Raw genomic sequence first — 12,985 nt, 5'->3', positions numbered from 1 at the left:
CAACCGCACCTTCTTCCATTCCCTACGAGGCACCCCCGCGATGCTGTACGCGCAAGTCCACCTGACCCTTCCCGCCTGGATCCACGACCAGATCGACCTGGATCGTCGATATCCGGGCGATGAGGCCAAGGTCGCGCTGGCGATCGAGCTGTCGCGGTTGAACGTCGAGCACGCCAGTGGCGGCCCGTTCGGCGCCGTGGTGTTCGGCCCGGATGACAAGGTGATCGCCGCCGGCGTGAACCGGGTGATGCCGCACGCCACTTCGCTGGCGCATGCCGAGAACATGGCCTACATGCTGGCCCAGCAGCGCCTGCAGACCCCGCGCCTGAACGCGGTGCTGTCGCCGGTCACCCTGGCCACCAGTTCGCAGCCATGCTGCCAGTGCTACGGCGCCACCGTATGGGCGGGCATCGACCGCCTGCTGATCGGTGCCAGTGCAGCCGACGTCGAAGAACTGACCCCGTTCGACGAAGGCCCGCTGCCGGCCGACTGGGTCGGCGAGCTCAACAAGCGTGGCATCGAAGTGGTGCAGGGCCTGAACCGCGACGCCGCGCGCAGCGTGCTGCGTGCCTATGGGGAAAGCGATGGCGCCCGTTACTGAAACCGGCATCGGCCTGCTGTGCCTGTGCCGGCAGGGTTTCGAGCCCGAGCTGGCAGGCGAACTGCAGTTCCGTGCCGGCGAAGCCGGTTTCGCCGGTTATGCGCGCACCCAGCGCAATGACGGCTACGTGCTGTTCATGTGCGACGAGGCCGCGGCGCTGGCACCGCGCCTGCGCTGGCGCGAACTGATCTTCGCGCGGCAGAAGCTGGTTGTGCTCGCTGAGCTGCCACAGCTGGATCCGGCCGACCGCATCACGCCGATGCTGGAGGTGCTGGCCGATGCGCCGCGCTTCGGCGACCTGTGGGTGGAGCATCCCGATTCCGACGCTGGCAAGCCGTTGTCCGGGCTGGCGCGTGCCTTCGGCAACGCGTTGCGCCCGGCGCTGCGCAAGGCCGGCAAGCTCAGCGACAAGCCGAACACCCGCCTGCCGCGCCTGCATGTGGTGTTCGTCGACGGTACCCACGCCTTCGTCTGCGTGGCCGACCCGGCCGACAGCGCGCCGTGGGCACTGGGCATTCCGCGCCTGAAGCTGCTGCCCGAAGCGCCTTCGCGTTCGGCGCTGAAGCTGGACGAAGCGCTGCTGACCCTGCTGACGCCGGAAGAACGCGAGACGCTGGCCAAGCCCGGCATGCGCGCGGCCGACCTTGGCGCCGCCCCAGGTGGCTGGACCTGGGTGCTCACCCGGCAGCACATGCACGTGCTGAGCATCGACAATGGCCCGCTGCGCCAGCACGTGCTGGACACCGGCCTGGTCGAGCACCTGCGCGCCGATGGCTTCCACTGGCATCCGGAACAACCGTTGGACTGGATGGTCTGCGACATGGTCGAGCAGCCGCGCCGCGTCGCCGAACGCATGGCCACCTGGTTCCGCGAGGGCTGGTGCAGGCATGCGATCTTCAATCTGAAGCTGCCGATGAAGAAGCGCTGGGACGAGACCCGGCTGTGCCTGGACCTGTTCCAGGACCAGGCCGGCAAGCCGCTGGTGGTGCGCGCCAAGCAGCTCTATCACGATCGTGAAGAGATCACCGTGCTGGCCTCGCCGCTGCGCTGATCCGTCATCGGCGGCACAGGTTGCCGGGAGTACGCTCCCGGTACCCTCTGGCAAGGAGCCTGTCATGAACCTTCCCCGTTCCGCCGTGCTGGTGGCCACCCTGCTGGCTTCGGTACCGGCGATGGCCCAGCATGGTCCGTCCACCCCTGCGCAGAGCCAGCCGCTGGGCCCGACCGGCGGCGCCATCCGTCAGCAGCCCCTGGATGCCGGCCGCGTCACCGGCAGCGTCGATATTCCGCAGCCGGCCGGCGAGGCACAGGTGACCGTGCGCTCGCTGGAACCCAGCAGCGTGGTTGGCCAGTACCGCATCCGCTTCAGCGACCTTGACGTGAATGGCGACGGTTTCATCAGCCGCGAGGAAGCACAGGCCAACCCGGCGCTGGCCGATGAGTTCAATGCGTTGGACGTGAAGCGTCGCGGCAAGCTGGATCGTGCAGACCTGGCCGGTTGGCTGGTGGATTGAAAAAGGGGACGGAGGGGATTAAGTCGTATGTGCACATACGACTTAATCCCCTCCGTCCCCTTTTTTGATCACCGACGGCGCGCGCACGATCCGCTATCGGTAGGTGCCAAAGCGGCGTCCCGTGGTTGGTAACACGCCAGCGACGCCCGTCGCGTCGTGCGGTCTGAATTCCGGTCAGACGCCGGCGGCGCGCTTCCAGAACGCCTGCACCAGCGGCGGCCATCGGCCGACGCAGCCCAGCGCACGGCCCCGGGCCAGGGTCAGGTGCATTTCGTCGTTGGAGAACAGGCGGTTGATCGCATCGAAGCTGTAGGCGGCGATGTGGTTGTCGCTCCGCCGTTCACGTGCCCAGCGCTGCAGGCGCTGCGGCGACAGCCGCGGTTGGCCGCGGCGCTCTGCCGAGGGTGCCAGCCACTGCTGCAGGGCGGCGACATCACGCAGCCCCAGGTTCACGCCCTGCCCGGCCAGCGGATGCACCACATGCGCCGCGTCACCCAACGCCAGCACACGACCGGCCACGTAGTGACGGGCCAGCTGGCGGCGCAGCGGGAATGCCGCACGCGATGAGGCCAACCGCAGCTCACCCAGGCGTGCCGCGAAGGCGCGGGTCAGTTCGCGGTTGAAGCTGTCCTCGTCCAGCGCCAGAACACGCGCCGCCTCGTCCTCGGGCAGGGTCCAGACGATCGAGCTGCGGCGTTCGGCCACCGGCAACAACGCCAGCGGCCCGCTTGGCAGAAAGCGCTGCCAGGCCGTGGCCTGGTTGGGAAGATCGCTGTCCACGTAGGCCACCACGCCACGCTGGTGGTAGTCATGGCGTTCCACCTCGATCCCGGCCAGCTGGCGGAGGGTCGATTCGGCGCCGTCGGCGGCCACCGCCAACGCCGCTTCCAGGCGACGCCCGTCATCCAGGCGCAGGCGCACGCCGTCCTCGTCCTGCTCCAGCGCGTCCACCCGTGCCGGGCAGTGCAGCTGCACACCCGCCGCCGGCAGCGCCGACCACAGGCGGTCCTGCAGCAGCCCGTTCTCGACGATGTAGCCCAGTTCGCGACGGCCGAAGCGATCGGCGTCGAACAGCAGATCCTCGCCACCGGCAGCGTCCCACACCTGCATGCGCCGGTAGGGCCATGCACGGGCCTGCGCGATCGCCGGCCACACACCAAGACGATTCAGCAGCTGTACGTTGTCGGCAGCGAAGGCGAACACGCGCAGGTCCGGCTGTGCGGCCTGCCACGGCGCCGGTTCGCGACCTTCCACCAGCGCCACCGACAGGCCAGCATCAGCCAGCGCCAGCGCACACGCGGCACCGACCACGCCACCGCCGATGATGGCCACATCAAGACGCGCGCGCCGGCTCATGCCGCTTCTCCACGGCACAGCCGCGGCACCTCGCCGCGGAAGCCCATCGCACCACCGACCAGCATCGATTGCACCGAGGCGCGCTGCGCGGCCACCAGGCCGAGGCTGCGCAGCGGCCGCATCAACGGCGCCGGATTGCTGGTCAGGCGCGCAAGCCCGCCGGAGAACGCCACCGTCTGCCGGCGGTCCTCTTCGCGGCGCACGACATAGGCCTGCAGCAGTGCATCGCTGCCGGCATCCTCATGCGCATCCTCCAGCAGTTCAGCCAGGGTCAGCGCATCGCGCAGGCCCAGGTTGAAGCCCTGCGCCCCCAGCGGATGGATGGTCTGCGCGGCATTGCCGAGCAGCACCGCGCGCTCTCCGGCCAACGCGCGCGCCAGCACCTGGATGAGCGGATAAGCACTGCGCGGGCCGGATTCGAGCAGCCGGCCGGCGCGCCAGCCGATCGCGTTCTGCAGGCGTTGCAGCCAAGCCGCATCGTCCAGCGCCATCACCGCATCGGCCTGGTCGCGCGCAACACCGTGCACGGTGCCGAAGTGGCGATCACCACGCGGCAGCAGGGCGGTCGGGCCGGTATCGGTGAAGCGCTCCCAGGCGGTGCCGTCCGGCGCGCGCTGGCTGCGCACGCGGGCCACGAACAGGGTCTGCTGGAAATCATGGCGGTCGACCTCGATGCCGAGCGCGCCGCGCACGCCACTGGTCGTGCCATCGGCCCCCACCACCAGCCGGGCCTGCAGCACGCGTTCGCCGGTCTCGTCGGCCACCCGCACCTGGCGGTAGCCATCGACCACCTCGCCCAGGCCCAGGAAGCGCATGGGCCGGTAGCGCCGCAGCCGCGGCAGCTCCTGCAGGCGCGCTTCCAGCGCCTGGCCGAAGTCCCGCGCCACCACCACCTGGCCGAACCACGGCCGGTCGTAGTCGGAAGCCTCCAGCTGCACGCGGCCGAAATCGCCGGCGCGGCTGACGTGGATGCGGCGGATCGGGCCCGGCGCCATCGCCAGCTTCTGCATGACCCCCAGCGCGGTCAGCGCATTGACCGTGGCAGCGGCAAAACTGAGGTTGCGCTGGTCGAATACCGCCGGCAGCTCGCCGGCCGGGCTGGCCTCGAGCAGGCCCACATCGCGGCCCAGGCGGTCCAGGGCGATGGCCAGGCTGGCACCGACCAGGCCACCACCGACGATCAGCACGTCATGTCGTTCACTCATGATGTTCATGATACGCGCTCGCCCTGCCCGAACACCCAACATCACCCGACCTGCGCCAACCGGCGCGGCGGGCTAGAATGAAACCTGAATCCGCTCCGGGCCCGCTGCCATGTCCGCCACCGCCAACCGCGCCTTCGTCCTGTCCGTCCTTGTGCTGTTGCTGGCGGCGACCCGGGTCAACCACTTCGCGGCGATCCCCGATGCCTCCTGGGCGGTGTTCTTCATCGGTGGCTTCTACCTGGCCACGTGGACACGCTGGGCGTTTCCGCTGTTGATGGTGTTCGCCGTGCTGGTGGACTGGATCGTGATCCGCAGCAGCGGCCTGGATTTCTGGCAGCACTACTGCGTGTCGCCGGGTTACTGGCTGCTGCTGCCGGCATACTTCTCGCTGTGGGCCGGCGGCATGCTGCTGGGCCGCAACTACCAGGGCGCACGCTGGCCGGTGCTGGCCAAGGGTACGCTGCTGCTGGTGGCCTCGGTGGCGGTCTGCCACCTGCTGGCGCAGGGCGGTTTCTACTGGACCACCCGCAACGTGGCCGAGCCGACGCTGGCCGGCTGGGCGCAGAACTACGCACAATGGTTCGGCCCCTACCTGCGCACCACCGCGATCTACGTGGCGCTGGCGGCGGCATTGCAGCTGGCCGTGGAGCAGGTACTGAAGCTCCAGCAGGCCCGCCGCGACATCCGGCACTGAGCCGCGCCATGGGTCATCGCCTCTCGCGCATCTATACCCGCACCGGCGACGACGGCAGTACCGGCCTCGGCGACGGCCAGCGCGTCGGCAAGGACGACGCCCGGGTGGCGTCCTACGGCACCGTCGATGAAGCCAACGCTGCGCTTGGCCTGCTGCTTGCCACCGCGCTGCCCGAGGATGTCCGCGCGCTGGTGGTGCATCTGCAGCACCAACTGTTCGACCTGGGTGCCGAGCTGTGCATCCCCGGCCACGCCGCCATCCACGCCGCCGATGTCTCGGCACTGGAACAGCAGCTGGACCACTACAACGCCAACCTGCCGATGTTGAAGGAGTTCATCCTGCCGGCCGGTGGCGAGGCCGCCGCACGCTGCCACCTGGCCCGCACCATCGTCCGCCGCGCCGAGCGCGAGACGGTCACCCTGGCCCGCCACGAAGCCGTGCGCAGCGAGGCGTTGCAGTACCTCAACCGGCTGTCGGACCTGTTGTTCGTGCTGTCCCGCGTACTGGCCCGCGCCGACGGCCATGGCGAAGCGCTGTGGCAGCCACAGCAGCGCCAGCGCTGAGTCGGCACGATGCTGGTCTTCACCCATCCGTCCTGCCTGCTGCATGACCCCGGCCCTGGCCATCCGGAGTGCCCGCAACGCCTGCAGCAAGTACTCGATGCCCTGCACGCCGCGTTCCCCGGCCAGCTCGACTGGCGCGAGGCGCCGCCGGCCAAGTTCGGCGAACTGACCCGGGTCCACGACAGTGCCCTGCTCGACTTCGTGCTGCAGCCGCAGAGCGCGCCGCTGCGCCAGCTGGACATGGACACCTGGACCTCGCCGGGCTCGGCCAGTGCCGCCGTGCACGCCGCCGGCGCCGGGGTGGCCGCGGTCGATGCAGTGATGCTGGGCGAGGATCCGCTGGCGTTCTGCGCGGTGCGGCCCCCGGGCCACCACGCCACCAGCAGCACCGCGATGGGCTTCTGCCTGCTCAACAACATTGCCATTGCCGCAGCCCATGCCCGCGACCGCCATGGGCTGGAGCGGATCGCGGTGGTCGATTTCGATGTCCACCATGGCAACGGCACCCAGGACATCTTCCAGCACGACGCCCGGGTCTCGTACTACAGCACCCACCAGGCCGGCCTGTTCCCCAATTCCGGCCTGCGCCGCGACCGCGGTGCCGGCAACCTGATGAACATCCTGCTGCCCCCCGGCAGTGGCGGTTTCCGCTTCCGCAACGTGTGGGCCGACGAGATGCTGCCGGCCATCGACGACTTCCGCCCGCAGCTGCTGCTGATCTCGGCCGGCTTCGATGCCCACCTGCGCGACCCGCAGGCCGACCTGATGCTGGAAACCGACGATTTCGCCTGGATCACCCGGGAACTGCATGCGCTGGCGCGCCGCCATGCGGCCGGCCGGGTGGTCTCGATGCTGGAAGGCGGCTATGACCTGCAGGCCCTTGCCGAGTGCAGCGTGGCCCATGTCCGGGCCCTGCTGCTGCCCCCTCCCGGCAGCGTCTCCGGATGAACCCGAGCCGGCAGGCTCCCGCGTCCTTCATTGCCCCTATGCAAGGGATGGGGCAAGCTACCGTCCGTTTTCGCCCGAATCCGAACCGCGTGCGCCGAGCCCTCCGCCTGCTTCCCCTGCCTCTGAGCATCGCCATCTGCCTGCCGGCAATGGCCGATGAAAAGCCGCTCAACTGGGGCCTGTGCCCGGCTACCGACGTGATTCCCGCGTTCACCGATGCCCCCACCCCGGTCCCGGGGCAGGACAAGGCCGCCGCCAGCGCTGCGCGCGAGCAGCAGCCGACCGACATCGAGGGTGACCAGCTGCTGGGCACGACCACCGTGCCGCAGTACGAAGGCAACGTGGCCCTGCGCCGCGGCGACCAGTTCGTCGGCACCGACAAGCTCAGCTTCGATACCGAGAGCGGCAACTACATCGCCGACGGCAATGTCCGCTACCAGGACTCCTCGATCCGCATGGTCGCCAAGCGCGCCGAGGGCAACCAGGAAAGCGACACCCACAAGATCACCGACATCAAGTACCAGCTGGTGTCGCGCCGCGGCAACGGCGATGCCGAGTCGGTCGACCTGCAGGGCGCGGTCGGCCAGATGCACCGCTCCACCTACACCACCTGCGACCCGTCACAGCCGGTGTGGAAACTGTCGGCGCCGCAGATCGAAGTGGACAACGACGAGGGCTTCGGCACCGCCCGCAACGCCGTGCTGCGGATCGGCAAGGTACCGGTGCTGTGGGCGCCGTACTTCAAGTTCCCGATCGACGACCGCCGCAAGACCGGCCTGCTGTTCCCGCAGCTGGGCATGTCCGGGCGCAACGGATTCGACTACGCACAGCCGATCTACTTCAACCTGGCGCCGAACTACGACGATACGTTGACCCCGCGCTACATGAGCCGGCGCGGCCTGATGCTCGACAACGAGTTCCGCTATCTCTACAACGGCGGCCGCGGTGAACTGCTGACCGCGTTCATGCCCAACGACAAGCTGCGCGACCGCGACCGCGGCCGGGTGATGTTCAGCGGTTACCACAACGTGGATAGCCACTGGCAAGCCCGTGCGAACCTGGCCTGGGTCAGCGACGAGCGCTATGTCGAGGACTTCGCCAACCGCCTGGTCGGGGTGACTGCCTCGAACCTGCAGAGCACCGTGGGCCTGTACGGCACCGGCCGGAACTGGACGGCCGGCATCATGGCCGACCGCTGGCAGCTGACCGACTACACGCTCAATGAAAGCGCGCTGCCGTACAACCGCCAGCCGCGCCTGTACCTCAACTGGGACAAGCCGGTCCTGCCGTGGCTGGAAACCGGCATCTATGCCGAAGCCGTGCGCTTCACCCACGACGACATCAACTTCAAGTACGGCGCCGATGCCGGTGAGGACCTGCAGTACACGCGCAACGGCCAGACCCAACGCATGTACGGCGGCTCGCGCCTGGACGTGAAGCCGTACGTGTCGTTCCCGATCAGTGGCGCGGCCTGGTACGTCACCCCGACCCTGGCCTACCGCTACACCGGCTACGACTTGGACCAGGGCCTGGCTGACAGCGTCCGCCGCAACGTGCTGGCCTCGCAGGGGATCGACCCGAACACCGCCACGCCGGAACAGCTGCGAGGCAACACCTCGCCCAGCCGCAGCCTGCCGATCGGCAGCATCGACGCCGGCCTGTTCTTCGATCGCGAGACCACGATCGGCGGCAAGTCATTCCTGCATACGCTGGAACCGCGTCTGTTCTACCTGCGCACGCCGTACCGCAACCAGGACGAGCTGCCGATCTTCGACACCCGTGACTTCACCTTCAGCTGGGGCCAACTGTTCCGCGACTCGCGCTACACCGGCGCCGACCGCCAGAACGATGCCAACCAGCTGACCCTGGCACTGGGCACCCGCTTCATCGACCAGACCACCGGCAAGGAACGCTTCTCGGCTGCCATCGGCCAGATCCAGTATTTCGACGAGTCGCGGGTGACCGTCACTCCGGGCGGCGCGCCGGTGGAAAAGGGCAAGTCGGCGTGGATCGCCGACGGCAACTACATGATCAACGACCGCTGGACCCTGGGTGCCACCTACCAGTGGGACCCGAAGTACAAGCGCGAGGATCTGGCCAGCGTCCGTGCCCGCTACCTGATGCCCAACGATGGCGTGATCAATCTCAGCTACCGCTACCGCATCAACTCGGGCGCCCCGGCCACCGCCAACAAGCACGACCGTACCCTGCTGGAACAGGCCGACCTGTCGTTCCTGTACCCGCTGAATGCGCGCTGGAGCCTGGTCGGTCGCTACTACTACTCGCTGCAGGACAAGGAACCGCTGGAAATCATCGCCGGCGTCCAGTGGGACAGCTGCTGCCTGGCCGTGCGTGCGGTCGCCCGCCGTTACGTCCGCAACCGCGAAGGCGAGATGAACAACGCCATCCAGCTGGAGTTCGTGCTCAAGGGCCTGAGCTCCCTGGGGCAGGACACGGACCGTACCCTGCGCCGTGCTATCCTCGGCTACAACCGCGACGACCTCTATCTCGTGCCGCCGAGCAACACCGGGGCGACCCGGGATGACTACGATCCGAACCTGATCCCATGACCAAGCGCTTCCCCGTTCTTCTCGCCTCGCTGCTGGCGGTGTCCAGCGTGTCCGCCCCCCTGCAGGTGCTTGCCCAGGAGGCGCAGCCGCTTGACCGCATCGCTGCCGTCGTCGATGAGGACGTGATCCTGCAGAGCGAGCTCCAGCGTGCGATCGCCAACATCAAGGCGCAGTACGCTGGCCGCGAAAACCAGCTGCCGCCGGAAGACGTGCTCAGCCGCCAGGTGCTCGAACGCCTGGTGCTGGTCAAGCTGCAGGTGGCCCGCGCCCAGGGCAGCGGCATCCGTGTCAGCGACCAGGAGCTGAACCAGGCGATGAACGCCATTGCCCAGCAGAACGGTTCGAACCTGGACGCGCTGCGCCAGCGCCTGGCCCATGACGGTATCGATTTCAACGATTTCCGTGCGTCGGTGCGTGACGAGATCACCGTGCAGCGCCTGCGCCAGAGCTTCGCGCAGAGCCGCATCAGCGTCAGCGAGGGTGAAGTCGACGCCGCGCTGAAGCAGCAGGCCACGGTAGGCAACCAGTACCACCTGGCGCACATCCTGATCGCCCTGCCCGACGGTGCCAACGCCGACCAGATCGCCACCGGCCAGAAGAAGGCCGATGGCGTGAAGGCCCTGCTGGACAAGGGCGAGCTGGACTTCAACGCGGCGGCCGTGCGCTATTCGGACAGCCCGAACGCACTGGAAGGCGGCGATCTGGGCTGGCGCAGCCTGGATGAAATCCCGCAGGCCTTTGCCCAGTTGATGGAAAAGATGAAGCCGGGCGAGGTGGTCGGCCCGATCCGCGGCCCGAGCGGCTTCCAGCTGCTGAAGCTGGTGGAAGTGCGTGACAGCAGTTCCGCCGCCGGTGAGCAGACGGTCACCGAGTACCACGGCCGCCACATCCTGGTCCGCGTGGACGACCACCAGACCGATGCCGCTGCCAAGGCCAAGATCGATACCCTGCGCGCCCGCATTGCTGGCGGCGCCGACTTCCAGACCGTTGCCAGGGAGTCCTCCGAGGACAACAACAGCAAGGGCCAGGGCGGTGATCTCGGCTGGTTCCCGGCTGACGCGTTCGGTCCGGCCTTCGGCCAGCAGGTGAGTGGCCTGCAGGATGGTGGCGTCAGCCAGCCGTTCCGCACCGACGCCGGTTGGCACATCGTGCAGCGCGTGGCGACCCGCCAGACCGACGTGACCACCGACAACCAGCGTGCCCAGGTCCGCGAGACCATCGGCCGTCGCAAGCTGGAAGACGAGTACAACCGCTTCCTGCAGGAACTGCGTGGCGAAGCCTACGTCAGTTTCCGCAGCGGCGACCGCGCGGAAAACACCGCCACTCCGCCGCAGTCCTGACCGATGCGCCCCGAGCTCGCTCTGGTACCGGGCGAGCCCGCCGGGATCGGCCCGGAGCTGTGTGTCCGCCTCGTCCAGCAGCCGCGTGAAGATTGCCGGCTGCTGGCCTTCGCCGACCCAGACACCCTGCGCGCGGCCGCGGCCGCGCTGAACCTGCCCCTGCAACTGCTGCCCGAGGACGCCGAAGCACGCGTCCCGGGCGATCTGCGCCTGCGCGCCGTCCGCAACGCGGCGCCCAGCCACTTCGGCCAGGCCGATCCGGCCAATGCCAGCGCGGTCATCGGTGCCCTGCTCGGCGCCGGCCAGGCCTGCCTGTCCGGTGAACTGCACGGTGTGGTGACCGGCCCGGTGCACAAGGCGGTCATCAACGAAGGCGGCATTGCCTACAGTGGCACCACTGAACTGCTGGCCGACCAGGCCGGAGTGAAGGTGGTGATGATGCTGGCCAATCACATTGTCCGCGTGGCCCTGGCCACCACCCACCTGCCGCTGCGCGAGGTGGCCGATGCGATCACCGCGCCCGGCCTGGAACACACCCTGCGTACGGTGCATGCCGCGCTGCGCCGCGAGTTCGGCCTGCCTGCGCCGCGCATCGCGGTGCTCGGGCTGAACCCGCATGCCGGCGAAGACGGCCATCTGGGACGCGAGGAACTGGACCTGGTCATCCCCCTGCTGCAGCGCCTGCGCGCGGAGGGCTTGGACCTGGTCGGCCCGCTGCCGGCCGACACCGCCTTCCTGCCAGCCAAGCTGGCCGGTTTCGACACCGTGCTGGCGATGTACCACGACCAGGGCCTGCCGGTGCTGAAGTATTCCGGCTTCGAGCAGGCGGTGAACCTGACCCTGGGCCTGCCCTACCCGCGCGTGGCGGTCGACCATGGCACCGCGCTGGACCTGGCCGGCCGCGGCATCGCCGATCCTTCCAGCCTGCAGGCGGCAACGACGCTGTGTGCGCAGCTGGCGCGGCAACGTACACTGAGCGCATGAATTCCCCGCATTCCCCCTCCGGCCCGGTGTTCACCGCACCGGCCAAGAAGCAGCTTGGCCAGCATTTCCTGGCCGATCGCCATTACATCGACAAGATCGTGATGGCGGTCAATCCGAAAGATGGTGACCGCCTGGTCGAGATCGGACCCGGCCAGGGCGCCATCACCCTGCCGCTGCTGCGCGTGCACCCGACGCTGACGGTGATCGAGTTCGACCGCGACCTGATCGCGCCGCTGACCGCCGCCGCCGAGCCGCTGGGTGAGCTGACCATCGTCCATCGCGACGTGCTGCGCGTGGACTTCACCGAACTGGCCAATGGCCAGCCGATCCGCCTGGTCGGCAACCTGCCCTACAACATCTCCTCGCCGATCCTGTTCCATGCGCTGGAGCATGCCGCAGTGATCCGCGACATGCACTTCATGCTGCAGAAGGAGGTGGTCGACCGCATGGCCGCCGGCCCCGGCAGCAAGGTGTATGGCCGCCTCAGCGTGATGCTGCAGGCCTACTGCCAGGTGACCTCGCTGTTCGTGGTTCCGCCGGGCGCGTTCCGGCCGCCGCCGAAGGTCGATTCGGCCGTGGTGCGGCTGGTGCCGCGTGACCCGGCCTCGATCAGCATCAACGACCACACGCGCTTCGCCGAGGTGGTCAAGGCCGCCTTCGGGCAGCGCCGCAAGACCCTGCGCAACGCCCTGAACAACGTGGTGTCCGCCGAACAGTTCGTTGCCGCCGGCGTGCGTCCCGATGCCCGCGCCGAACAGCTGGACGTGGCCGAATTCATCGCTTTGGCCAATGCCTCCTGATTACACTGCCGGTATGGAAGACGCTGACGTTTACGCCATCTCCGTCGAAGTCGCACCGCGCTTCCTCGACGATCAATCCGCGCCGGAAGACGGGCGCTATGCGTTCGCCTACACGATCCGCATCCACAACCAGGGGCGGGTCGCCGCACGCCTGGTCGCACGCCACTGGCGCATCACCGATGCCAATGGCCGTGTCGAGCATGTCGATGGCGACGGGGTAATCGGCGAGCAGCCGCGGCTGCGCCCCGGTGAAGACTTCCGTTACACGTCCGGTGTCATGCTGGGGACCGATCACGGGACCATGCAGGGGCACTACGACATGGTCGCCGACGATGGCACCGAATTTGCCGCGCCGGTCGCACCGTTCGTGCTGGCCGTCCCGCGTACCCTGCACTGACACGGAGGCCGAA

The 12,985-nt window shown here is 68.5% G+C and carries 13 protein-coding genes; 11 read left to right on the top strand and 2 right to left on the bottom strand.

Features of this window, described 5'->3' with window-relative positions; all coding sequences use genetic code 11:
- Positions 1-40 precede the first annotated feature (40 nt).
- The 3 genes from ACSDHM_RS01870 to ACSDHM_RS01860 all read left to right on the top strand — a co-directional run bounded on the left by ACSDHM_RS01870 (position 41) and on the right by ACSDHM_RS01860 (position 2,115).
- Complete coding sequence (locus ACSDHM_RS01870; RefSeq protein ID WP_005415358.1) at positions 41-601, top strand: nucleoside deaminase; 561 nt, start codon at positions 41-43, stop codon at positions 599-601.
- A complete protein-coding gene (gene rlmM, locus ACSDHM_RS01865; protein WP_088496053.1) occupies positions 585-1,652 on the top strand; it encodes a 23S rRNA (cytidine(2498)-2'-O)-methyltransferase RlmM in 1,068 nt (355 codons plus the stop codon). Before ACSDHM_RS01870 ends, rlmM begins: the two co-directional genes overlap by 17 nt.
- A gap of 64 nt (positions 1,653-1,716) precedes the next feature.
- Positions 1,717-2,115, top strand: a complete 399-nt coding sequence (locus ACSDHM_RS01860; RefSeq protein ID WP_072167892.1) for a hypothetical protein — start codon at positions 1,717-1,719, stop codon at positions 2,113-2,115.
- Between the two features lie 174 nt (positions 2,116-2,289).
- Here the strand turns inward: ACSDHM_RS01860 and ACSDHM_RS01855 are convergent, their stop codons facing one another.
- Together ACSDHM_RS01855 and ubiH are read right to left on the bottom strand one after the other, a co-directional pair.
- Positions 2,290-3,471 carry a UbiH/UbiF family hydroxylase gene (locus ACSDHM_RS01855; protein WP_088496055.1) on the bottom strand — a complete coding sequence of 394 codons (1,182 nt, stop codon included), beginning with the start codon at positions 3,469-3,471 and terminating at the stop codon, positions 2,290-2,292.
- A complete protein-coding gene (ubiH, locus tag ACSDHM_RS01850) occupies positions 3,468-4,676 on the bottom strand; it encodes a 2-octaprenyl-6-methoxyphenyl hydroxylase (RefSeq protein WP_439426605.1) in 1,209 nt (402 codons plus the stop codon). Before ubiH ends, ACSDHM_RS01855 begins: the two co-directional genes overlap by 4 nt.
- A 109-nt stretch (positions 4,677-4,785) precedes the next feature.
- Here ubiH and ACSDHM_RS01845 point away from each other — a divergent pair, with 109 nt between their 5' ends.
- The 8 genes from ACSDHM_RS01845 to apaG all read left to right on the top strand — a co-directional run bounded on the left by ACSDHM_RS01845 (position 4,786) and on the right by apaG (position 12,972).
- A complete protein-coding gene (locus tag ACSDHM_RS01845; protein WP_069139530.1) occupies positions 4,786-5,370 on the top strand; it encodes a hypothetical protein in 585 nt (194 codons plus the stop codon).
- Between the two features lie 8 nt (positions 5,371-5,378).
- On the top strand, positions 5,379-5,933 hold the full coding sequence (locus ACSDHM_RS01840) for a cob(I)yrinic acid a,c-diamide adenosyltransferase (protein WP_111008017.1): 555 nt from the start codon (positions 5,379-5,381) through the stop codon (positions 5,931-5,933).
- A gap of 9 nt (positions 5,934-5,942) precedes the next feature.
- Entirely contained in the window at positions 5,943-6,881 is a 939-nt protein-coding gene (locus tag ACSDHM_RS01835; protein WP_439426604.1) for a histone deacetylase family protein, read from the top strand.
- Between the two features lie 89 nt (positions 6,882-6,970).
- Positions 6,971-9,451, top strand: a complete 2,481-nt coding sequence (lptD, locus tag ACSDHM_RS01830) for an LPS-assembly protein LptD (protein WP_353080557.1) — start codon at positions 6,971-6,973, stop codon at positions 9,449-9,451.
- Positions 9,448-10,791 (top strand): peptidylprolyl isomerase, encoded by a 1,344-nt coding sequence (locus ACSDHM_RS01825; protein WP_111201127.1) that lies wholly within the window; start codon positions 9,448-9,450, stop codon positions 10,789-10,791. The genes lptD and ACSDHM_RS01825 overlap by 4 nt, the downstream gene beginning before the upstream one ends.
- Positions 10,792-10,794: 3 nt before the next feature.
- Positions 10,795-11,775: a 4-hydroxythreonine-4-phosphate dehydrogenase PdxA gene (gene pdxA, locus ACSDHM_RS01820; RefSeq protein WP_439426603.1), complete on the top strand. Its 981-nt coding sequence runs from the start codon at positions 10,795-10,797 to the stop codon at positions 11,773-11,775.
- Entirely contained in the window at positions 11,772-12,575 is an 804-nt protein-coding gene (rsmA, locus tag ACSDHM_RS01815; RefSeq protein ID WP_138953246.1) for a 16S rRNA (adenine(1518)-N(6)/adenine(1519)-N(6))-dimethyltransferase RsmA, read from the top strand. The genes pdxA and rsmA overlap by 4 nt, the downstream gene beginning before the upstream one ends.
- A 13-nt stretch (positions 12,576-12,588) precedes the next feature.
- Positions 12,589-12,972 (top strand): Co2+/Mg2+ efflux protein ApaG, encoded by a 384-nt coding sequence (gene apaG / locus ACSDHM_RS01810; protein WP_005415346.1) that lies wholly within the window; start codon positions 12,589-12,591, stop codon positions 12,970-12,972.
- The last annotated feature ends 13 nt before the right edge of the window (positions 12,973-12,985 follow it).

The sequence above is a fragment of the Stenotrophomonas sp. T8 genome, from assembly GCF_051853085.1.
Classification (GTDB): domain Bacteria; phylum Pseudomonadota; class Gammaproteobacteria; order Xanthomonadales; family Xanthomonadaceae; genus Stenotrophomonas; species Stenotrophomonas sepilia.
The sequence above is the reverse complement of the archived record's forward strand: the minus strand, read 5'-3'. Positions and strand labels throughout refer to the sequence as shown.

What these genes read in the sequence shown, in the direction of transcription:
- pdxA (WP_439426603.1), top strand. Translation starts at nt 10,795, where the DNA reads ATGCGCCCCGAGCTCGCTCTGGTACCGGGCGAGCCCGCCGGGATCGGC.
- ACSDHM_RS01840 (WP_111008017.1), top strand. Translation starts at nt 5,379, where the DNA reads ATGGGTCATCGCCTCTCGCGCATCTATACCCGCACCGGCGACGACGGC.
- rlmM (WP_088496053.1), top strand. Translation starts at nt 585, where the DNA reads ATGGCGCCCGTTACTGAAACCGGCATCGGCCTGCTGTGCCTGTGCCGG.
- ACSDHM_RS01825 (WP_111201127.1), top strand. Translation starts at nt 9,448, where the DNA reads ATGACCAAGCGCTTCCCCGTTCTTCTCGCCTCGCTGCTGGCGGTGTCC.
- ubiH (WP_439426605.1), bottom strand. Translation starts at nt 4,676, where the DNA reads ATGAGTGAACGACATGACGTGCTGATCGTCGGTGGTGGCCTGGTCGGT.
- ACSDHM_RS01835 (WP_439426604.1), top strand. Translation starts at nt 5,943, where the DNA reads ATGCTGGTCTTCACCCATCCGTCCTGCCTGCTGCATGACCCCGGCCCT.
- ACSDHM_RS01870 (WP_005415358.1), top strand. Translation starts at nt 41, where the DNA reads ATGCTGTACGCGCAAGTCCACCTGACCCTTCCCGCCTGGATCCACGAC.
- ACSDHM_RS01845 (WP_069139530.1), top strand. Translation starts at nt 4,786, where the DNA reads ATGTCCGCCACCGCCAACCGCGCCTTCGTCCTGTCCGTCCTTGTGCTG.
- apaG (WP_005415346.1), top strand. Translation starts at nt 12,589, where the DNA reads ATGGAAGACGCTGACGTTTACGCCATCTCCGTCGAAGTCGCACCGCGC.
- ACSDHM_RS01855 (WP_088496055.1), bottom strand. Translation starts at nt 3,471, where the DNA reads ATGAGCCGGCGCGCGCGTCTTGATGTGGCCATCATCGGCGGTGGCGTG.
- ACSDHM_RS01860 (WP_072167892.1), top strand. Translation starts at nt 1,717, where the DNA reads ATGAACCTTCCCCGTTCCGCCGTGCTGGTGGCCACCCTGCTGGCTTCG.
- rsmA (WP_138953246.1), top strand. Translation starts at nt 11,772, where the DNA reads ATGAATTCCCCGCATTCCCCCTCCGGCCCGGTGTTCACCGCACCGGCC.